A 21573-nucleotide genomic window follows, 5' to 3' on the forward strand; every position below is an offset into this window, starting at 1 on the left:
TGGCGATCATTGTCAAGTGGTGCTGGGAACCAGCAGAGCTGTGCGCTGCTTTGTAGCGGGTAAGCACGCTAGGCGTGGGTAAGCTTGGCTTTGCCAAGGGTAAGCCCGGCTGCGCCGGGGGTGAGCCAAAGCCGTTGTTGGTTGTACGTTGTGCGTTGTACGTGACAATCGAGAAACCGAGATCCGAGAGTCCGAGAAAGCTGCTTCGCAACAGATCGAGTAGGAGAGGGGCAATGCCCCTCTCCTACTCGATAACCACTACGTGGTTGATAAAAAACGTTGTGGGTTGTAGGTTGTACGTAAAAAACGAGAATCCGAGAGGGACGCTGTGCGGCAGATACGAATCCCTTCGGGATTGTTACGACCGGCTGCGCCGGTGTTACGAACTCCTGCGGAGTTGACTCGAACTGCAAGCAGTTGTCTCGATCGACTTCGTCGATGATGTTCGCCTGCGGCGTTTTTTTTAGTTTAATACGCATTTTTTATCAATAATCCACCCCTTATCCCGATCTAATTTTACTAGCATTATGTTTTGCATTATTTCTAAATTGTTTTTGAACCCTGTTTTTGAGACTAATATGTAGCACGATGGTTTTACACCGAGTGCCTTTTCTTTTTTATAGAGTGTATTCAAATCGCTTTGGGTGATATTTCTATTTCTCCATTTACATTCACCAATAAACCACTGGTCTCTCTTTTTTCCTATGATATCGATCTCCAGATCGTTCTCCCAAAACCTTCCAATTCTGTCAAATCCCAGTGTGCTTGACAGAAAGATCCTGGCTTCTTTTTCGAATTGGAAGGAGACAAATTGTTCAAAATTCTTTTCAAGTTGTTCGATTACCGGCTCAATCTGCCCGAATTCAAGGTATTGAAGGTAAGGAAAAACAAAGCGATACCAGAACCTGAAAAGCGGATCAGAAATTACGTAAATTCCTTTTCTCGTTCTGATGGGGTTCTTTATGGTAACCGGTATTTCTTTTTGAACTATGTTTAACGTTATGAGGTTATGCAGGTATGGCTGAATCTTTCTTGAATCTGAAAAGCCTATTTTGCTGGCAATATCTCCAGGGCGATTGTAACCAAAGGCGAGCGCTTCAAGTATGCTTTGATATATCTTTGGCTCCCTTAGCTCTTGGGATAGTATGAAAAGGGGTTCTTCTTTGAGTGGTGCACCTGAGCTCAGAAATAGGTCAATGATATTTTTAGAAATGCTCTTTTTTGTGTCGAAAAGGTTCAAATATTGTGGGACCCCACCAGTGATTGCATATGCTTTCATCAGGTTGTGGAAGTCGTAATCAGGCAAGAAATCATTGGAATGCTCAAATTTCACCGGATTGAGTTTCATATATCCGGTTTTTCTGCCGAACACGGGGCTTTTATAAGCAAGCAATTTTTCCATAAAGCTTATGCTTGAACTACAAAGGATCAGCTTTATCTTTGATTCTTCATGATCAACAAGCATTTGAATAATTGAAGGTAATTCGGGGGAGGCTTCAACCAGGTACTGAAATTCGTCAAGAACGAGATAAATATTTTCATCCTTCGCTTTTTGGAAGACAAATCTCAAAGCATCTTCCCAGCTTTTGAATGTAGCACCGTGAAGATTGAACAACCGGGCCACTTCATTTGAAAAAGCATCCAGAAGAGTTGAGCCCGTAACCTGTCTTCCGACAAAGAAAATACCTTTTTTCCCATATACTGCTTTTTTCAAGAGAGCAGTTTTTCCTACTCTTCTTCTGCCATAAAGTATAAAGAATTCAAGATTATCCGAATTGAGGTACTTCTTTAATGTATTGAGTTCCTCTATCCTGTTGTAAAACAATGCCCTCACCTCATGCTAATTATGAATAGACTAATTTAGATTATACTATATAATTTGATTTTTTCAAAGGTTGGGAAAGCCGCTTCGCGGCGACACGAATCCCTTTGGGATTGGGGCGAACTCCTGATAAGAATACGAGAAGGCGAGAGGGCGAGAACCGGTAGCCGCTGCGCGGCGCTCCGAATCCCTTCGGGATTGTTACGACCGGCTGCGCCGGTGTTACGAACTCCTGCGGAGTTGCCTAGAACCACTACGTGGTTGATAAAAAACGTTGTGGGTTGTAGGTTGTACGTAAAAAACGAGAATCCGAGAGAGCCGCTACGCGGCGGAAAGCAGCTACGCTACTGAAGTGCTGAGGTGTGCTAAGGAGGCTGTACGCTGCGGGGCAGCGGATATGAGGAGCTTCGTCCAGGATAATTACGACGTTGGATAAATCTGAAAGCTGATTAGACATGGTTTTTGGTATAATATGGGTGCTAAGTTACTTAACCCCTACTAAGTAACTTAGTACCCATTAAATATAAGGGAGGTCTTGCCAATGCTGTTCTCAATTGAGCCGAAACACTCTTTAAGAGACATATTCAACAGGAAAGAAGAGGTTAGCACATTTCAGAAAGCTTTGCAGAGCGAAAGGTTAATTATTCTCGATGGGTTGAGACGGATTGGAAAAACTTCACTCCTCAAAGCTGTGCTCGAGGAATTTGATGGTTATCATGTTTTTATAGATTGCAGAGCTTATTTCCGTAACAACCTAATTGATGCAGAAGCATTTGATAAGGCACTAATTAAAGGGATCGAAAAGACCCTTAAATTAGGAAAATTGAAGAAGATTTTAAAATCAATATCAGGACTTTCTTTTGGAGGTTTTGGAATATCTATAGAAGATAAAGGGCAGGAAACTAGTTTAGCTGAAGTGTTGAAAAATATAGATGAAGCGCTCAAAGGAAAGAGGTTCATTCTTGCATTTGATGAAGCACAGAATTTGCGCTTTTATAGAAAGGGCGGGAAGGATTTGCTTAATCTTTTTGCCTATACATACGACAATTTGAGGAATTTCGTTATTGTTCTTACAGGTTCTGAAATAGGTTTACTACACGATTTTCTGGGAATAGATGATCCAGATGCACCCTTATTCGGAAGATATTTGAGTGAGATAAGGTTGCAGAGATTTTCTCAAGATAAATCCCTTGAGTTTCTAAGGAAAGGATTTGAAGAATTGGCCATTGATGTCTCTGAAAAAGTGCTGGAAAGAGTAGTTGATGAACTCGATGGCATTGTTGGATATTTATCCATGTACGGTTATATCTACTACAAAGGCAATCAAGTGGATGCCCTGGAAAGAACTAAAGAGCAGGCAAAAAAGCTGGTAGCAAAAGAATTGGGTGCGCTTATTAAAAGGTCAATGAATTATGGTTATGTTCTCAAGGCTGTTTCTTTGCATATAAACAGATTCAGTCAGATAAGAACCTATATTGAGAATAATTTTGGAAGCATTTCAGACCCAACGTTGAGCAAGATTCTGAATACACTCGTCAAACAGAGTTTTTTGGAGCAAGAGTATGTTGATGGAGTAAAACGTTATTCAATTCCAGATCCCGTGGTGGAATATGTTTGCAGAGAGATGAAGGTGAAATGATGATGGCTGGGATTCGTTGATGTGAATGGAATGCTGGACTGCGTCCTGGAGGCTGTACGCTGCTTCGCCAAAGCTGCTCCGCAGCGGGGACGAATCCCTTCGGGATTGATCCGAACTCCTGATAAGAATCCGAGAATCCGAGAGTCCGAGAACCGGTAGCTGCTGTGCAGCGATCCGAATCCCTTCGGGATTGTTACGACCGGCTGCGCCGGTGTTACGAACTCCTGCGGAGTTGCCTAGAACCACTACGTGGTTGATAAAAAACGTTGTGGGTTGTAGGTTGTACGTAAAAAACGAGAATCCGAGAGAGCCGCTGCGCGGCGGAAAGCAGCTACGCTACTGAAGTGCTGAGGTGTGCTAAGGAGGCTCACGACGTTGACGCTCACGAGGTTGAGGCAAGGAGCAAGTGCATCGCTGATGCTGGTGTTAGGAGCGGTCGTGCGTAAATTTTTTTAGCTATTATTTGATGATTTTTATTAGTTGGATCATGTCTTCCGAATCAGGAGTTGATTGGAGGACTTTGAAGTTATGGCGATGGTAAAATTCTAGTAGTTTCTTTTTGTTTTTGCACTCGACTAAGACAACTCTGCCGCCAATTTTCTTCATGCAGTCTTTTATCAACGGAATAGCGTAATCGATTATTTCTGAACCAGTTATTTTGTCTATATAAAGATCGTTTTTTGCTAATTGACCTATCAAGTAGACATTTAGACTTTTTGCATCTTTTGATATTCCATCAAGTTCTCTTCGTTTGCTTTTGGAAATTTCTTCAGCTAGATCTATTGATTTGAGTTCTAAAGAGAAATAGCCAAGGATTACTAGTCTTTGATTGCTTAGCTCTGCTTCATCAACAATCAAATAAGTGCGACTCTTATCTGCATCTTCAAATCTTATCGCATTTTTATGCAAAAAATTCTGAACATCTTGATCTTTCTTACAGAAAAATAGGGTGTCTCAAAAATCAGTAACAGCCAATAATATCAGCCACCTTTCTGTGAGGACGGCTGTTCAAGATATTGAACATAACACAAAGATTGTATGCCAATATGGCCAAACCCAATACCGCATCATAATTCCTGTTTCTCACATACCAAATGTATTCCAGATTGAAATATTCTTGTAGAATGTTAATCGTTCTCTCTATCTCCCAACGGTTTTTATACTTCTCCGCATATATTTGCCTCAATTGAATGCCCAGCCAACGAGCCTGACACTGTTTTTCCAGTGATACACCTTTCCTTTTGTTTGTGTCTATTACTGGTATCATGCTACTACAATCGAATATATAACGGTATATCTGTTGCGAATCATATGCGCTGTCTGCGAGGAAATACTTATATCCCTGGCCAGAATCTATTTGTGCCTTTGCCACCGTCGAATCGTGTACAGCTGCTGGCGTTGTCATCCAATCTTGAATCAATAGGTTCTGTGCATCCAAACTCATATGTACCTTTCTTCCGTATTCCCAGCCTTTTGTCGTCTTTGTCCAACTGGATTGGGGGTCTTTGTATTTCCCTGTCCTTCTTCGTCTTTGTGCTGTATGGGTTTTACAAGTCTTGGTCACGAAAGGAATCCACCACCAACTCAATCCTTTCAAGTCCTTCTATATCCAAAAAGAGGTTTACAACATCTTTGTTTATCCTGTGAAGAGGCAATTCTCTTACTCTCCTGGATATAGTCTGGAATGGTGGTATGTTTTTCAAGTCCAAGAGTTCCATGTATTTGGGATTCTTTTCTAAAAAGTTCTTTGCCCCACGATATGAGACATCGCATAGCTTCAATAAAATGGAAAGTTTCAAGATGCTCTTGTCAGAATAAGCCTTTCTTCTACCTCTGCCTTGTTTGTTAACGAAGTTAGAAGGCAAAAGCTTGTCTAACTGCTCAATAATCTTTACAATATCGCTTTTTGTGAGTTCTTGTGGTACCATTTATTTGGGCCTCCTTTCTTGTTTTGGGCTATTTCAATGGTACCACCATTGGAACTTGGGAGGCCCGCTTTTTTTCGTGACACCCTAACAGAAAAAATTAGACACAAAAAAAGAGGAAAGTTCTTTCCTCAAGTTTGTGGTTCCTTTATTGGCGTTTTCTAGTTTTAACAAATCACTCAGCGCAATGAGAGTTTTACTAATTTAGTTTTACTCCTTTCTAATTCGTCAAGAACCTTACGTACTTTGGAATCATCGACTACTGTAGGATTTTTAAAGCTATCGATAATTACATCAGCAGCTTTTTCGTTTATAACAATTTTTTTATCAAATGTGGAAGTAGCCATATTTATCATCACCTTTTACTTCACTCTTCATTATTTATTGCCTTTGTTATTATAGCACAATCGAGCATTTTCTTGGAGACCTGCAATTTAAGCCTCGAAATTAATACCTAATGCTGTGCCCCTTAATATGTTTTTGCAAAGGGCAGAACATGTTCTGCCCCTACGATAAAAAACAGCATCATTGCCAAAGGCGATTCCAGCATCAGCGCACGTTTTTTGCGCTTCAAACATTTACAACTGTCATTCTGGATGTGATCCGGAATCTGGGAATGTTTTAAGGATGAGATCCTGAATCAAGTTCAGGATGACGAGTTAGCATGGCTGGGGTGTGAATCCTGATTATGCCGGTGGTTGTGGAGTGCACTGAAATATATTGAAAATTTAGATAGTTATTTAGTGTATGCTTAAAGTGTATGCTTAATAGGTGTTGGGCCAAAAACTAGGACAACAAACAAAAAGCGACTGGTTTTCTATACCAGTCGCTGGGCCGCTAAGGGCAATTTCCAATCATTTTTTGACCGCTAAGGGCACAGTTTTCTCTTTCTTGCTTAGAGTATAACTCTTTTATATCTCATATGTCAAGCTTCCCTATTCTGCATCTGTGCTTCTTTGAAATATCTTGCTAAGCTGAATGTCAATTAGGTCTAGTTCCTCATCAGATAATCTTCCAATAATGATTTTATTGTGGCGTACTCGTTTTATTCGCATCTTGCTTATGGATTTAATGTGCTTCAAATCTACATAACTTTGAGCTGAAAGGACAGGATTTGTCCCCACATAAACCAACCCGTCTATTTTTTTCGTGGTTCCCGAAGAATTGTAACTCCTAACAGGTGCTATTATTACGTTTTTCTCTTTCTTTGAGTTATTTTTTTCTAACACAATAGCAGGTCTAAATCCTCCTAGTTCTGAACCAATATTGTATCCAAAATCAACCCACATTATGTGACCTTTCTTAAATCGAGGTAGTTTAGTTGGATCAAATACTGATTCTTGGATTAGGTATTTTATGTATGCTTTCAACCACTTAAAAAGCGAGATATTCTGCTTATCATTATAAACTCCGAATAATATCATTACTTGCTTCCAGAATTCCGCAATTATGGATTTTAGTTCATCGCTTATTTTAACTGGATTCTCCAAGACCAAATGCTCCTCCTTTCATAATGGAGAAATAGATGCCGTTTCATTGTTCTTTTCTTGTAAAACGGAGCCGGGTGAGAGCCTGCTATTTTTCTACATAATATTTCTCTGGTATTAGTTCACCAACTTTCTTTTTGAATCTGTTGAGGTTCTTTCTGGATAGTTTTCCGTAATGCTGCAATATTCCAACAACGAGTGCTGGATGTATTCTTAATTTTTTTGAACAGTGGTTTACCTTTACTTCTGATATGTACCCGTAGCTGCCTTTGAAGTAGTCAAGAATTTGATCTCGTTTTAACCATTCACCGGCAATGTTATTCGCTTCTACTTCAGCTTCGTTGTCGCTTAAATCTGCAAGGTTATCGATGAATGGTTTTTCATCGTCCAGATGATGGTAGAGGATATGTGCGATTTCGTGAGCTACGGTAAACCAGAAGTTGTCAATCCTGTCGTATCTTTTTGTGTAAACGATTACCGGACCATATTCATCTATATAAGAGGCACCGTCAATATAGGTTTTTTGTAAATGGGGAAGGACCATGAACCTAACACCGGTGTTTTCTAATTCTTCTAGAAATCGTTCTATACCTTCGGGATAAAGTGAGTATTCTGCGATCTGGCACGCCAACTCCTCTAGCTTTTCTTTATTATAGGCATAACCAGGATTTTTTTGCTTTGAAAGCTTTTTTGCCATTAAGAACCAGGTATATGCGTAAAAACCGTTGAAGTTTTGATGTGCTTCAGATCTTCTAAATGCGGGGGCAAGATCTTTCTTTTGGAGTTTCTCTTTTAGTTCTTCAAGGTTCTTCACTCCGAAAAATTCCAAGATTGATTTTTTTACTTTTTCGAAGGAACGGGAGTTATCTATCCAACCTCTTTTTTTCATTTCTCTTATTGGCAGGTATTGGTAAAGAATAGATCGGTCTTCGATCGCTTTGTTTTCTTCGGATTCCAGATTTTCGATCCTTGATCTATACATGTTGTATAAATTCAACCAGGTATTCGGAGTACCACCTATGGCTTTGCTTAATTTAACGGCAAGTTCAAAGGTTATGGGTGTTTTATCTTGTATCAATAGGTTTACGGTTTTTAAAGAAACGCCCATGACCTCAGCGAGATCCTGCTGAGTCCAGCCAAGGTATTCAATTTCATCTTTAATGTGTTTTCCAGGACCTATGATTTTTCCTGGTCTAATTTCACCCATGATTCTCACCTTTATTCATAGTGTTTTGAAATTTCGTCGATTCCAAATATTCCGATTGTATGTTTATTGTCTATCCACTCAATCTCAATTTCTAGCCGATATTTTTTGTTGAGCCTTATCGAATATCTGCTATTATAACCAGCGAGTTTCTCGAATTTATAGCTTCTTCTGCTGCGTATAGCTGCTATCGTGTCTGCCGCTTTGATAAAGTCAACTACCTCAATGTATTTGTCTATTAGATATTGAGGTAGAGGGTATTTTTTATTTTTCTTGGCTTCTTTATAGAGTTTTTCAAGGTGTTTTTTCAGGAAAATTGTTTCCAATTGACTGCCTCCTGAGTAATGCACTTATATTTTACACTTATAAGGTAAAAATGTCAAACCTATTGTTACTTACTACGTATAATTATGAAAACAGATAATGCTCATTCATAATCTACATCTATACATTATTATACCATGCTTTTGCTTCGTCTAAGCCGCTGCGCAGCGATTTAAAACGTTGTGGGTTGTGCGTGACAATCGAGAAACCGAGAAGGCGAGAGTCCGGAGGGCCGCTACGCGGCGGAAGAGCTGAGCTGCGCTCAGGAGGCTCACGACGTTGACGCTCACGAGGTTGAGGCTTGCAGAGGCTGATGAAATCCGAGAATCCGAGAGTCCGAGAGTCCGAGAAAAAACAAGACGCTTGCGAGGCTGTCAGCTGGTGGAGCGACGCTCACGAGGTTGAGGCTTGCGGACGCTGATTAAATCCGAGAATCCGAGAATCCGAGAGTCCGAGAAAAAACAAGACGCTCGCGAGGCTGTCAGCTGGTGGAGCGACGCTCGAAGACTGAGGCTTGCGGACGCTGAATAAAAGCCGAGAATCCGAGAATCCGAGATCCGGTAAGCACGCTAGCGCGTGGGTAAGGTGTGCCCGGCATGACATACAACTATAGGGTGAAAGTCCCGAATGTGGGGAGTGAAATAAGCATTAGCTGAGGGCAAGGGTGTCACTGGTAACGGTGAATCTGAAGGAAGCCTAAGGCAAAATCCGGAACTGAACGAAAGTGAACCAGTGTTGGCCGGTAGAGAGGGTAACCTTGCCTTACATGGGGAAGCCCAAGCTCCAACTCTACAGGTTGGGATGGCAGGATTCGGATGAAAGCTGTATGTCTTACCCGGGGAAGTCCTCACTCGTCCCAGAAATGGGTAAGCCGGAACAAGGGGAAACCCAAGGACCGGTAAAGCGGAGGAGGATGGCAGACGAACCCGTAGTAGTGTAGAACCTCTCTGAAAGGAGAAGGGACCATCGCCTTGAGCGATGGGGGTAACAGGAACCGAAAGGGCCTGTTACTTGCGAAGGGGGGAAGGGTTGAGAAAATGGCACAAAGGGAAGTGAGTATAACAGGAGCCCGTAACGGAGGCTGAAATGCTAACGACGGTTGAAAATAACCGGGGCAGGTAAGTAACCATTGCAAAGATAGGAAGATTCCCGGGAGGGTAAAGAATCCAATCTTTGGATGGAAGAAGAAACCGATTCTGTTATATGCGACTTATCTGGAAGGCCATACAGGAGGTAACATGAGGAAGTACTACAGTCTTATTGACAAAGTTTATCTGGAATCGAACCTGGCCAAAGCATATCACAAGGTGCGAAGAAACAACGGAGCACCCGGGATAGATGGAGTAACGGTTCAGGAGTATGGAGAAAACCTTCTGGAAAGGATCAAGAAACTCAGCGAAAAGTTGCGTAAAGGAGAATACCGGCCTTCACCGGTAAAAAGGGTGGAAATCCCGAAAGGAAATGGGAAGACACGTATGCTCGGGATACCAACGGTAGAGGATCGGATAGTACAACAATCGCTGAAAGAAATAATGGAACCAATCTTTGAGGAAGGATTTCATCCTTCAAGTTATGGATACAGGAAAGGAAGGAATCCACACCAAGCAGTAGAAAAAGCCTATGCTTTCGCGTGCAAATACAAAATGAAATACGTGGTCCAGTTAGACCTTAGCCAATGCTTTGACACCTTAGACCACGAAAAGATAATAGACGCAGTAGCGGAAAGAATAAGCGATGGCAAAATATTGAGATTAATAAGAAGTTTCCTCAAAAGTGGAGTCATAACGGACCAATACCAACCCAGTGAGATGGGAAGTCCACAGGGCGGAGTAATAAGCCCCTTGTTAGCCAACATCTATCTGAACAAATTTGACCAGAAAATGATGGCCAGAGGAATAAGGATAGTGAGATATGCAGACGACATACTAATCTTCGCAAAGAGCTACAAAAGCGCGGAAAAATACCTAAAAATAGCTATCCGGATACTGGAAAAAGAGCTGAAATTGAAGGTCAACAAAGAAAAGACGAGAATAACCACGATAGATGATGGAATCGAATTCCTTGGATTTACCATACAAAAAGGCAAAATACGAATCCAGGAAAAGAAAATAAAAAGGTTCAAAGCGAAAGTAAAAACACTCACCCGGAGAAACCAATGTACACCGATTGGAGAGATAATAAAACGGCTAAACCAATTGCTGAGAGGCTTCAGCAATTACTACAAAATAATCGATTGGGTGGGAGTATTCAAAGGCCTCATGGGTTGGATAAGAAGGAGATTGAGAGCCATAATCCTGCGACAATGGAAGACGACAAAGAAACTATGCAGGGTGATGAGACAAAAAGGATACAGAGGCGAAATATCTGGAATAAGGATGAACAAATGGAGAAGCTCTCAATCCCGGTTGGTCAGTAGGCTACTGCCGAACAAGTATTTCCAGAAGATAGGGCTGTATGATATGAAGCTTTCGCATGTACCACTGTCGGAGAATCCGATACTCAATCCATGAGCCGTGTACGTTGGCCCGTACGCACGGTTCTGTGAGAGGACGGGGGGCAATGCCCCTCTCCTACTCGATCTTGGCTGCGCCGGGGGTGAGCCTAGCTTCGCTAGGGGTAAGCCTGACGAAGTCAGGGGGGGACACATTTTCGTTGTCGGTCGTACGCGAGATTGGAAAAATTGAGATTCGGAGACTGAGACAGGGATAAGAGGATTAATACGTTAAAGGAAAACTCTGATGAGTTATGGTGGCGGTGGGCAGGATCAAGCTGTCGACTTTGCGGGTATGATTAGATGTTTTAGGAATATGGCATCGCCACTGCGAATCGAACCCTGACCTTTGGACTGAGAATCCGATTGGGTATAGGACAGATTCTCCTTTTTATGATACGGGTAATTTTTTTAGTCTGCATAGATGACTGAGAACCGAGAATTCGAGAGGACGAGAGGGAAGCCGGTACGCTGATTGAAATGTATGTTATAATGTATGTGAATATGTATGTTGTTATGTAGTAAAAGGTCTCGAGAATGGAGGTGAGTAATGTGAAATTTATTCCCTCGAGGGATTTGAGGAATAATCCTTCAAGGTTATGGAAGATTCTTGAGGATGATGAAATTGTAATAACTTCAAAGGGAAAGCCAAAGGCGATAATGATAAAGGCTGGTGATGATGTAGAAGAGTTGTTGAAATTAATAGACCAGGCTTTGGCTCAATTTGCTGTGGAGAAAATGAGACTCGGTTCCCTGGCATCGGGAAGGTCAAAGTTGAGCGATAAAGAGATTGAAGAAGAAATAAGAAAGGCAAGGCGAGAGCTTTGAAGGTCGTTATTGACACAAATGTACTCGTTTCTGCCTTACTTAAGCCTTACAGTAAGCCTGCCACGATCTTGAATATGATAATTGCCGGTCAAATTGTTCCTTGCTTTGATGCCAGGATATTTAACGAATATGAACATGTGCTTTTGAGAAAAAAGTTTGGTTTTGATCCATCGCTCGTAGAAATATTTCTTCGATATTTGAAACGGCATGGAATTTTCGTTACACCTAAACCCCTAGATCCAGTGCTTCCTGATCCTTACGATCTTCCTTTCTATGAAGTTGCGGCCTCCGCTGGTGCCGTAATCATTACCGGAAATAAAAAACATTTTCCTGTTGATGATGTTGAAGTTTTTTCGCCTGACGAATTTTTGCGCCGGGAGTAAGCACTCCTTCGGAGTGGGGGAATAATAGACGCTTGCGAGGCTGTCAGCTGGTGGAGCGACGCTCACGAGGTTGAGGCTTGCGGACGCTGATAAAAAGCTGAGAATCGAGATCCGAGAACCGAGAGGGCCGCTGTGCGGCAGATACGAATCCCTTCGGGATTGATCCGAACTCTTTCAGAGTTGTCACGAACTCCTGCGGAGTTGATTCGAACCACTTCGTGGTTGGTACGAACTGCTTTGCAGTTGAAAAAGCCGTCATTCTGGAGATGTTTAATCCAGAATCTGGTTTTCTAAAGTACGAGATCCTGAATCAAGTTCATGATGACGAAGCGGCTGGAGTGTAGAAAGTCCAAAAACTATCAACTAACAACTAATAATTGAATTAGATGGGGAAAGGCGAAGCTTCAGGAATTGTGACGATTGTGTAGTAATACGTTTTTTGCTTTCCATATTAATTGGGGTTGTAGGTTGATCCTTTGTATAAGTTTAGTATCTTGAGTTAAGAGTTCAGGTACAATTTTGCCTTCGTTGTTGAGCAGCGATAGAAATTTTTCTTCGTTATCTTTAAGTGGAAAAACGGTCCTGACGATTTCTTTTGATGCGCTTACAATTTCGTTGATTAGTTCATCGAAAGGTATTTTCAATTTGCTTTTGTTCAGTACTGGTAGCAGTTGCTTTTTGATCTCTTTCTTGTCAGGTACGAGATCTTTTTCGGAGATTTCCATTAAATTTTTTCTGTTCAATCCTATGTAAACAACAAACGCGATTTTTACTTTTTCCCAATCGATTTCACGAATATGGTTTTTGAGACTGTATAGGTCATAAAAATCACGAGCTGCTTTTCTTGCAAGCATAGCGACAATTTTAGAAGCTAAAAGTTCGTTTGGGTGGAGAATGGGGACTTTTTGTGCTCTGTATGAGCCGATATTTTTCGAATCCATTATTACCGGGTCAAATATTGGTATTCTGAATTGGTAGTTGATTTCGACCTTAAGATTTCCCCCGGTGCCCATAGCGCTTTCGTACCTTAAGGAATATGAAGTTGCAGCGTCTGTTTTTCGTGAGTTTCGAATTTTGAGTTCCAGGGTTTTGAATGTAGATTCAATGAAATGTTCAAAACCCGGCCGTTCGGCATTAAGTGATTTTCGATCGGGATCTCCTATGAAATTTAGATCAATGTCTACCGACAATCTTGGGATATCGAACAGAAAGAGGTTTAGAGCTGTTCCGCCCTTTAATACGAATTTTCCTTTTAACTCGGGCGTTTTGACAGCTTCATCAAGCCATGATAGAAGTATTAAGACCTTCTCAAGGATTTCAGGACGATATCCTGTATCTTCCGACAGTTTTTGCAGGGTTTCTCTGGAAAGCAAGATTTATTCCTCCCATTCGAGTTCTAACAATGATTCCGGGATTGCCAGGTTCCATTTTTTGGAAACTCGTGTCTTTTCCCTTCTTGAACGATCTAAGTAATGTATTGATTTTGGTTTCAATTTTTCGATTTCATGGAGAAGAGAGCTTTCAACGTTGAATGTTTTGCGATGGGTTTCAAGAAAGAATCCCACTTTTGCTGCTGTTGTGGAATTTTCTAAGAGCTTCAAGTATTCAAGTAGCACTCTCATATCGAGAAATTCGGTCATTTCCAGAGAACGCCATACTTCTTCGATGCCTCCACTAAGGTCCGGTCTATCAAGCATGTCAACGAATGTTCTTTCACGACAGGTAATACGTACCTTTAGTCCCTGGATATCTATCTCCTTTACACCGTAATTAACTTTCTTTTTTTTCAAAAGGGTGGTTGGTGGTTTGACCGGTTTGTAATATATATCCCTGAACTCAAAAGGCTTGATGTTTCTATTTGTAATGAAGGTTCTTACGTTATGTATTGAATAAGCACTCCCATAATATTCTTGGGCAGTGTGATAAGCCAGAATCGAGTCTGAAGTTCGTTTGCCTGCTACCAAAAAAGGGTTGGGAGAGAAGTTTTCTGGATTAGCATTAGCCGGGACACTGGCATAGAGACTTCTACATATTTTGATAATCCTTCCTTGCTTTAAGTGATAGTTTAGAAGAAGGTAATAGTTTTTTTCTGCCTTTGATTTCCAGCTTTTGAGATATTCTTTTAGTTCTGTTGTGGTAAAAACTGGATAGCTAGCGAAAAAGGAATCAAGTTTCATAGACATCACCTTTTTGACAATGTGGAGCGTAATATATAGTATTATTATATATTTTGGTGGTCATTGTCAAGTGGTGCTGGGAACCAGCGGAGCTGTGCGCTGCGAGGCAGTGGCTATGCTGAGCTTCGCTGATGAAGTGCTGGACTACGTCCAGGAGGCTCACGACGTTGACGCTCACGAGGTTGAGGCTTGCGGACGCTGATGAAAAGCCGAGAATCGAGATCCGAGAGTCCGAGAAAAAACAGGACGCTTGCGAGGCTGTCAGCTGATGGAGCGACGCTCGAAGACTGAGGCTTGCGGACGCTGATAAAAAGCTGAGAATCCGAGATCCGAGGAGGAGGCGAAAGAACTGCTGCGCAGTTGACATGCGCCTTTGGCGGATAGAAAATATAGGATTTAGGGTTTAGAAAAAGAGACGAACAACCTACAACCAACGACCTACAACGATGATGGGCACGTTATGCGTTGCGAGCTGGTGTTCGGGCTATACTTGACTTTGAATTGCAGAAAATAGTATACTGAACGGTAAGTTACGGGATAGTATACAAGGGGTGGGATTGTGAGATTTTACGACAGAGTCAAAGAAAGGGAGTTTTTTGAAAAAATAAAAACCACAAAGAAAAAGCAAATGATTGTAATTTTTGGGCGGAGAAGAATAGGGAAAACTACACTGTTGCGAAAGGTGCTTCCTGATGCTGCTTACTTTTTTGTCGATACGCGTTCTTCTGAAACCCTACTTGCAGATTTTTCAAGACAAGTTTTCAATGGTCTGTTTGAAAATTGGGAAAACTTTTTTAGTTACCTCTTCAAGAACTATGAAACCGTTATCTTTGATGAATTTCAAAATTTCTTACGAGTTGATCGTTCGGTTTTTTCAAGTCTTCAAAAAGTCTGGGACGAACTGGATTCGAAAACAATGTTAATACTATGCGGCTCATATGTAGGAATGATGAAGAGAATCTTTTTCGACAGCAAGGAACCCCTTTTTGGTAGAAGCGATTATAAACTTCAACTGAAACCATTCGATTTTATTAGTGCTGCTGAGATGCTCTTGAATTTTGGTTACCCAATTGATGAAGTAATTACCTGGTATTCAATATTGGGTGGTGTTCCTAAATATCTGTGGTATCTCGATAAAAGAAGGCCTTTCAAAGAACTTCTGTACGAACTTTTCTTTGCCGAATTCGCTCCTTTCAGGGAAGAGGGCAAAAACCTGCTTGTAGGGGAGTTTGGCTCTGAACATCCGGGATATTTCGCTGTACTTGAAGCAATAGGAGATCTCGACAGGGAAGCAAAGGAAATCACTGATAGAACCAACATGAATAGAACCAAAGTGATGAAGTACATGAACGAACTGGTGAATTATTATGACATTATCGAGAAAGTGGATAATCGGTTGTCGAAGGCTCAGCGTGGGGCAAGATACAGAATAAAAGATAATTTCCTGAGTTTCTGGTTTAGATATATATATGCTCAACAGGCTGTTGTTGAGTTCAATCCGCAGGCGGCTTTTGAATATACTCTGGAAAATCAGCCGGCATCTACTGGAAGGGCTTTTGAGAAGATTATCTCTTCACTTATTCCGTTGTTTTACAATGAAGGGATAATACCTGTTATGCCCCACAAAGTGGGAAAGCACTGGGGAAAAGTACCGGGAGCAAAGGATAAAAGTTATGAAATAGATCTGGTTGGAGAAGATAAAGCCTCAATATTAGTTTTCGAATGCAAATGGACAAATAAACCAGTTACAAGAAAAACTGCAAATGATTTTCTGAAAAAATGTGACTATATAAAGGATAGTCGAAAGAGGATTCCGGTCATGATAAGCAAATCGGGTTTTGTCGGAAACATAGATGAGAAGATAGTAAAAATAGATCTTGACACAATAGAGAGGTTAGTTAAAAAGCATATAGGGGTTCGGTAAAGCTGATGGAGTGACGGCTGATAAAACGATGCGAACCACTTCGTGGTTGTCTCGAACTCATTCTGAGTTGACTAGAACTGCTGCGCAGTTGTCCCGATCGACTTCGTCGATGACGCATTTTTTAAAAAAGAGAAGAAGTTAATTAATTCGCGTGCTTTAAATACTTTATGAGAGCTGATAATCTGTGTTCTAGAGTCTCACACATTTTGATTATCAAACGAAAGTCTTCTTGACTGAGATAACCGATTTTGTTTGATAGGATGCATTGGGTTTGGAGTTCGTATAATGAGCCTTTGGCTATGTTGAGGAATCTTACGAAATCTTTAGCTGAATCTCTGCCCTTTCCTTCTACTATGTTAGATGGTATTGATACTGCAGCTCTTCTTATTTGGTCTGTTATACCAAAGATTTCTGTTTTTGGGAATTTATCTGTGATTTTATATACTGTTTCAGCTAGATCCATTGCTGATTTCCAGACTTCGAGTTTTTCGATGTCCATGAGTTGTCCTCCTTTTTTGGGTTTCGAGATTAGTATAACATTTTGTTGATGCGACGCTTGCGAGGCTGTCGGCTAATGGAGCGATGTTTGCAGAGGTAGTAAGAGCAAAAAAGTGCGTATAGGGTCTGGGGTATGGATTCGGTTGCTTTTATTTTTTGAGCTTTATATTCTTTAGCACAGCAGAAACTGTGATATTTTCATTTAACCAAAACCCTTTTTGTTTCATTTTAGCAAGGTACAATTCTGCACAACTTTCGGTTATAAGATTTTTAATCACTCCAAGAGCTAGTATATATACACTTCCGTGGACCTCAATTCCAAAATCTTTACAGTATTTTCTGGCGAGTTTATCGTCGGTGAGGATTGTGGAATTTACATACTTTATTGCGGCCAGATAAATACAGGAAATCTCTCCGTCGTGGAGTCCTCTATATGAGCTGGCATAAAAAGATCTTTTGAAAAGCTCAAAATTACTACTTTCGATCTCTTGGAGAGGGAAAGGAAGGGAAACCTCTGAATGCCTTTTCGTCATATAAAATTCATCCCTGACAAAACTAGGCACAATCACGTTATTTTCCAGGATCTTAGAAAGCAAATCTATGTTTTGTATAGTAAAAAAGTTACTAAGAACTGTATTGTCTAGTATAAACATTAATCTCTTCCTTTAAGGTTATCAAGAACTTCATAACCGTCATGACCTATTTCCTCCATCATTTTCAGGAATTTTCCGGTACTGATTTTTCCTTTCTGTAAGGCTTCATATGCGAGTAGTATGTAGCTAGTGCTTGACCAGTATATTTCATTATTACTTTCATAAAGTTCCGGGCTGAGATCGAGAAGTCGCGCTGCTTTTACAGGGGAAGCATTAAGAAGATCTTCTGGAATCTTCTTAATATGTAAGATCTGAGCTAATCTTATAACAGCGGCTTGAAAACTTACCCTGAAAAAGGCAGAAACTTTCATCGCTGTTATAAGATCTAGTTTTTTTGAATTATTATCTTCTACAAATTTTATTACTTCATCGTGAGGCATAAGAAAGCATGAGGCAAAATAATCAGCCTCTTTCTCTTTTTCTTTGTTGATTGGGGTAATTCCATCGATATGATTTTTGATGTTATGAAGTTGAAAATGGGCAAGTTCATGGCAAAGTGTGAAGTTTTGTCTACCAAGTGTATGAGACGAATTGATCACAATGACTTTCACATTGTGATCTTGTAAGGCGGCCCCAGAAAATGAATCATTTCCAAAGGGATAATAAAAAAGGAAATAGCCCTTTCTTTCAAGAACCTTTCTCAATTCTTTTTCATTAACCGCTCCACCTTGAAATCCAAGTTCAGAACGGAGAGTATTTGCGGCTGCTTCTGTTTTAGACATCCTCATCGAGAATCTCCTTTAAAAAGATAATATCTTGCATTACTTTGCTTATTTTGTCTAATACTTGTTTAGCATTTTCATCCAGTTTCTCTGCATCACGAAAAACAAATGCTAATTCTCTCTTTCTTGGCTGAATGCCCATAAGATTTTCGGGTGAAGTGTGGTATAGTTTAGCCATTTTAAACAGTAATATTGGATCAATCTTTCGTTTTCCATTCTCAAGTCGTGAAAGAATGGTTCTATCAATATTTAATAACCTTGCAGCTTCTTGTTGGGAAAGTCCAGCACGTTTACGAAATTCTTTTAATTTCATCATGTTCCTCACCTCTTTTTCTTCTAATTGATATATTAACACATTTAATCCGAAAATATGGTTAATAGTTGTGACAATATAGCACATAAATTTTAAACATGGGTGACTGGAAAAGCAGCTACGCTACTGAAGTGCTGAGCTGCGCTCAGGAGGCTCACGACGTTGAGGCTTGCAACGCTGTAAAACGGAAGAGCGAGACTGGACGCTGGAGAATAGAGAAAACACGAGATTCTCGAATAAGAACCTGGTTGATCGTTTTGATGACTGGAGCAACTATGTTGCTGATGAAGGAATCATCTTGATTTTTTTAATGAAATAGCCTTTCTTGTGGCCTGGTTTTTTAGTTAACAGTGTCCTGAGAACATGAATTTTCAGAAAAATGTGTCTTGCCGTCCAGTGAATTTCAGGAATATATGTAAATGTTTTGTTGTTTTGAGAGTGACGATAGTATTGTACTTTAGTATTAGTCGTTTGTACTAAAGGTGCGATTGATTTATACATGTTCTGTGATTTTAACATTAAAGTGTGCATGAAATACGCTTTATAGTTCTCTTTTTCGCACTAAATTGGTATAATTTAATGAGAATAAAAAAGGAGGTGGAGATATGAAAAAGGTCGGTTTGTTGTTGGTAATCCTTAGCCTGGTTAGCTTTATTTTCGCTGGGGATCTCTTCTTAGGAGTAGGAGCAGATTTATATGGGGTTACTGTCTCTCTTGATGACTTCGAATTAGATGAACTTGAAGTTGATTTTGAGGACTTTTCAGGTGCTAGTGTATTTGCTCAAGTGGATTTGTCAATATTTACTGCGCAGTTTCTCCTTGGTCGTTACGATAACAGTACCGGGGAATTTTACCAGTACGCTAATCCCAAGGCAGCTCTCGGTATAAACCTTAAACTCCCAATCTGGATTTTCTATCTGAGAGGACAGGTTGTTTCTCCATTGTCAATGCTTGAAAATCTCGCTAAGGGTTTCATCAATTACACTGATTTGTACCTCATCACAAGGCTTGGTGTTGGTGCTAGGCTTTCTAACTTCTTTGCTGAAGTAGGAATGAGTGCGGGCTCTTATGTAGCTTATTTAAATACGTTCAATCCTTTCGATGTGCCCTATGTGCTTATTGGTGTTGCATTCTAAGATCGGTTTAAATAACGGGACGCCCCTGAGGGGGCGTTTTTTATTGATGTTGACGCTTGATAATACGACGCTTGCGAGGCTGTCAGCTGGTGGAGCGACGCTCGAAGACTGAGGCTTGCGGACGCTGATGAAATCCGAGAATCCGAGAATCCGAGAGTCCGAGAGTCCGAGAAAAAACAAGACGCTTGCGATAAAAAAACACGAGAATCCGAGAGGGCCGCTGTGCGGCAGATACGAATCCGTTCGGGATTGTTACGACCGGCTGCGCCGGTGTTACGAACTCCTGCGGAGTTGCCTCGAACCACTGCGTGGTTGACTCGCGCCTGCGGCGGGAAGAGCAAAAAGTGAAATTGGATGTTGGAGACTGGATTAGGGATTTGGCTGGCATGTTATTTTGTATAGTTATGTGGTATTTGTTTTTGCGAGAAGAGTTTCTTTGGAATTCTCTGGAATCATAGTTTATAATCCTTATAGTGTGATGGATTTATTGAAAGAGGGTGGATTTTTAATGGTTGAAAAGGAATTTGATATTCAGGGTGAGGTATTGGATCGTTATTCTAACTTTGTACATATATCTTCTTCGTTTTTTGATTTCACATTGAGATTTGGATTGGTTGAGGATTTGAAATCGGAACAGAATAAACTGACGGTTAGCAATGTCACACGAATTTTTTTAAGTCCACAACATGCTAAGGTGCTTTATAAGATACTTAAACAGCAGCTTGATGAATACGAGAAAAGATTCGGTGAAATAAAATTGCCTAAGGAGGAATAATTATGAGACCTGAGGCTTTGCATAAATGGCTTCATAAGAATGATATAACAACTTCCATGTATTATTTGTCTATTTCTACGAAGGGATATTCTAAGGCCATTTCTTCAAGTAATACACGACAAGTTGTTGGTATTCAATATGTGAAATCTTCAAGGCAAAAGCGCGGGTTACTTCAATTACGTGGGCTTGGAAAGCATGTATGGAAAGGTATCAATGCAGATGAGTATGTTCGAGAGCTAAGGGAAGAATGGAAAGAAAGTGAATGAGTCAGTTTGGAGAATGTGTTTGAAAAAGTAACAAGAATAGGTATTGATACTTCCCCTTTTATTTATTTCATAGAAGAGAATGAAAAATACCTCGAGTTTCTTACCTCCCTTTTCAAAAAGATTGACATAGGATCTATAAAGGCTTTTTCGTCAGTCTTAACTCTCGCTGAAGTGCTGGTGAGACCATTTGTTAAAGGAGAACAGTATCTTATCAATGAGTATATTAGTATTCTTACAGGCTGTGAAAACCTTTCTTTGATCCCTGTGGAAAAAGAAATAGCAGTTTTGGCCGCCAAAATTAGAGCTAAGAATGGTTTGAAACTTCCTGATGCTCTCCATTTTGCGACAGCCAAAGTATATAAGTGCGAGTTGTTTATCACAAATGACAAACATTTCAATGGGATCTCAGATTCAGAGATACAGATAGTTTTGCTTGATGATCTTCTTGATAAAAATGCTTGAAATGCTGGACTTCGTCCAGGAGATTTGCGAAACTGTGCGCTGATGGAGCGACGTTCGAAGACAGAGACTTGCAGACGCTGAATAAAAGCCGAGAATCCGAGAGTCCGAGAATCCGAGAACCGAGATAGCCGCTGCGCGGCGGAAGAGCTGAGCTGCGCTCAGGAGGCTCACGACGTTGACGCTCACGAGGTTGAGGCTTGCGGACGCTGATGAAATCCGAGAATCCGAGAGTCCGAGAGTCCGAGAAAAAACAAGACGCTTGCGATAAAAAAACACGAGAATCCGAGAGTCCGAGAACCGAGAGGGCCGCTGTGCGGCAGACACGAATCCCTTCGGGATTGATCCGAACTCTTTCAGAGTTGTCACGGTGTGCCCGGCATGACATACAACTATAGGGTGAAAGTCCCGAATGCGGGGAGCGGAATAAGCATTAGCTGAGGGCAAGGGTGTCACTGGTAACGGTGAATCTGAAGGAAGCCTAAGGCAAAATCCGGAACTGAACGAAAGTGAACCAGTGTTGGCCGGTAGAGTGGGTAACCTTGCC

Annotated in this window: 23 protein-coding genes; 9 read left to right on the forward strand and 14 right to left on the reverse strand. The window is 40.9% G+C overall.

Going from position 1 to position 21573, the window contains the following annotated elements:
• Positions 1-463: 463 nt before the first annotated feature.
• Positions 464-1825 (reverse strand): ATP-binding protein, encoded by a 1362-nt coding sequence (locus tag KOLE_RS06550; protein ID WP_015868649.1) that lies wholly within the window; start codon positions 1823-1825, stop codon positions 464-466.
• Positions 1826-2363: 538 nt separating this feature from the next.
• On the opposite strand from KOLE_RS06550, the gene KOLE_RS06555 reads away from it, so the two are divergent.
• On the forward strand, positions 2364-3461 hold the full coding sequence (locus KOLE_RS06555) for an AAA family ATPase (RefSeq protein ID WP_015868650.1): 1098 nt from the start codon (positions 2364-2366) through the stop codon (positions 3459-3461).
• Between the two features lie 459 nt (positions 3462-3920).
• On the opposite strand, the gene KOLE_RS06560 is transcribed toward KOLE_RS06555, so the two are convergent.
• From KOLE_RS06560 to KOLE_RS06585, 7 genes are all read right to left on the reverse strand, one after another.
• Positions 3921-4370 (reverse strand): hypothetical protein, encoded by a 450-nt coding sequence (locus tag KOLE_RS06560; protein WP_015868651.1) that lies wholly within the window; start codon positions 4368-4370, stop codon positions 3921-3923.
• Between the two features lie 52 nt (positions 4371-4422).
• Positions 4423-5025 (reverse strand): transposase, encoded by a 603-nt coding sequence (locus KOLE_RS06565; RefSeq protein ID WP_012744960.1) that lies wholly within the window; start codon positions 5023-5025, stop codon positions 4423-4425.
• Positions 5009-5389, reverse strand: a complete 381-nt coding sequence (locus tag KOLE_RS06570; RefSeq protein ID WP_012744961.1) for a hypothetical protein — start codon at positions 5387-5389, stop codon at positions 5009-5011. Before KOLE_RS06570 ends, KOLE_RS06565 begins: the two co-directional genes overlap by 17 nt.
• 176 nt (positions 5390-5565) lie before the next feature.
• Entirely contained in the window at positions 5566-5742 is a 177-nt protein-coding gene (locus tag KOLE_RS11580; protein ID WP_158303014.1) for a hypothetical protein, read from the reverse strand.
• Positions 5743-6321: 579 nt separating this feature from the next.
• A complete protein-coding gene (locus KOLE_RS06575; protein ID WP_041288952.1) occupies positions 6322-6876 on the reverse strand; it encodes a type II toxin-antitoxin system PemK/MazF family toxin in 555 nt (184 codons plus the stop codon).
• Between the two features lie 85 nt (positions 6877-6961).
• A complete protein-coding gene (locus KOLE_RS06580) occupies positions 6962-8080 on the reverse strand; it encodes a HigA family addiction module antitoxin (protein WP_015868654.1) in 1119 nt (372 codons plus the stop codon).
• 11 nt (positions 8081-8091) lie between these two features.
• Entirely contained in the window at positions 8092-8403 is a 312-nt protein-coding gene (locus tag KOLE_RS06585) for a type II toxin-antitoxin system RelE/ParE family toxin (RefSeq protein ID WP_015868655.1), read from the reverse strand.
• A gap of 1236 nt (positions 8404-9639) precedes the next feature.
• On the opposite strand from KOLE_RS06585, the gene ltrA reads away from it, so the two are divergent.
• From ltrA to KOLE_RS06605, 3 genes are all read left to right on the forward strand, one after another.
• Positions 9640-10911, forward strand: coding sequence for a group II intron reverse transcriptase/maturase (gene ltrA, locus KOLE_RS06595; protein ID WP_015868658.1), 1272 nt, complete (start codon positions 9640-9642; stop codon positions 10909-10911).
• Between the two features lie 533 nt (positions 10912-11444).
• A complete protein-coding gene (locus KOLE_RS06600) occupies positions 11445-11720 on the forward strand; it encodes a type II toxin-antitoxin system prevent-host-death family antitoxin (RefSeq protein WP_015868659.1) in 276 nt (91 codons plus the stop codon).
• On the forward strand, positions 11717-12103 hold the full coding sequence (locus KOLE_RS06605; RefSeq protein ID WP_015868660.1) for a putative toxin-antitoxin system toxin component, PIN family: 387 nt from the start codon (positions 11717-11719) through the stop codon (positions 12101-12103). Before KOLE_RS06600 ends, KOLE_RS06605 begins: the two co-directional genes overlap by 4 nt.
• 404 nt (positions 12104-12507) lie before the next feature.
• On the opposite strand, the gene KOLE_RS06610 is transcribed toward KOLE_RS06605, so the two are convergent.
• A complete protein-coding gene (locus KOLE_RS06610) occupies positions 12508-13476 on the reverse strand; it encodes a nucleotidyl transferase AbiEii/AbiGii toxin family protein (protein ID WP_015868661.1) in 969 nt (322 codons plus the stop codon).
• Positions 13477-13479: 3 nt separating this feature from the next.
• Positions 13480-14280, reverse strand: a complete 801-nt coding sequence (locus tag KOLE_RS06615; RefSeq protein WP_015868662.1) for a type IV toxin-antitoxin system AbiEi family antitoxin domain-containing protein — start codon at positions 14278-14280, stop codon at positions 13480-13482.
• A 559-nt stretch (positions 14281-14839) separates the two neighbouring features.
• On the opposite strand from KOLE_RS06615, the gene KOLE_RS06620 reads away from it, so the two are divergent.
• The gene (locus KOLE_RS06620; RefSeq protein ID WP_015868664.1) at positions 14840-16204 is read left to right on the forward strand and encodes an ATP-binding protein; all 1365 of its coding nucleotides are present in this window, start codon (positions 14840-14842) and stop codon (positions 16202-16204) included.
• Between the two features lie 142 nt (positions 16205-16346).
• On the opposite strand, the gene KOLE_RS06625 is transcribed toward KOLE_RS06620, so the two are convergent.
• The 4 genes from KOLE_RS06625 to KOLE_RS06640 all read right to left on the reverse strand — a co-directional run bounded on the left by KOLE_RS06625 (position 16347) and on the right by KOLE_RS06640 (position 18393).
• The gene (locus tag KOLE_RS06625) at positions 16347-16703 is read right to left on the reverse strand and encodes a four helix bundle protein (protein WP_015868665.1); all 357 of its coding nucleotides are present in this window, start codon (positions 16701-16703) and stop codon (positions 16347-16349) included.
• A gap of 148 nt (positions 16704-16851) precedes the next feature.
• Positions 16852-17355 carry a PIN domain-containing protein gene (locus tag KOLE_RS06630; protein WP_015868666.1) on the reverse strand — a complete coding sequence of 168 codons (504 nt, stop codon included), beginning with the start codon at positions 17353-17355 and terminating at the stop codon, positions 16852-16854.
• On the reverse strand, positions 17355-18083 hold the full coding sequence (locus KOLE_RS06635) for an ImmA/IrrE family metallo-endopeptidase (protein ID WP_015868667.1): 729 nt from the start codon (positions 18081-18083) through the stop codon (positions 17355-17357). Before KOLE_RS06635 ends, KOLE_RS06630 begins: the two co-directional genes overlap by 1 nt.
• Entirely contained in the window at positions 18070-18393 is a 324-nt protein-coding gene (locus KOLE_RS06640; protein ID WP_015868668.1) for a helix-turn-helix domain-containing protein, read from the reverse strand. Before KOLE_RS06640 ends, KOLE_RS06635 begins: the two co-directional genes overlap by 14 nt.
• Positions 18394-18995: 602 nt before the next feature.
• Between KOLE_RS06640 and KOLE_RS06645 the strand changes: the two genes are divergently transcribed.
• The 4 genes from KOLE_RS06645 (at position 18996) to KOLE_RS06660 (ending at position 21029) form a co-directional block, all read left to right on the forward strand.
• Positions 18996-19526, forward strand: a complete 531-nt coding sequence (locus tag KOLE_RS06645; protein WP_015868669.1) for a hypothetical protein — start codon at positions 18996-18998, stop codon at positions 19524-19526.
• A 508-nt stretch (positions 19527-20034) separates the two neighbouring features.
• Positions 20035-20301, forward strand: coding sequence for a DUF3467 domain-containing protein (locus KOLE_RS11190; protein WP_015868670.1), 267 nt, complete (start codon positions 20035-20037; stop codon positions 20299-20301).
• Positions 20302-20303: 2 nt separating this feature from the next.
• Entirely contained in the window at positions 20304-20567 is a 264-nt protein-coding gene (locus tag KOLE_RS06655) for a hypothetical protein (protein WP_015868671.1), read from the forward strand.
• Between the two features lie 15 nt (positions 20568-20582).
• The gene (locus KOLE_RS06660; protein WP_041288696.1) at positions 20583-21029 is read left to right on the forward strand and encodes a type II toxin-antitoxin system VapC family toxin; all 447 of its coding nucleotides are present in this window, start codon (positions 20583-20585) and stop codon (positions 21027-21029) included.
• Positions 21030-21573 lie beyond the last annotated feature (544 nt).

Source organism: Kosmotoga olearia TBF 19.5.1, from assembly GCF_000023325.1.
Classification (GTDB): Bacteria; Thermotogota; Thermotogae; order Petrotogales; family Kosmotogaceae; genus Kosmotoga; species Kosmotoga olearia.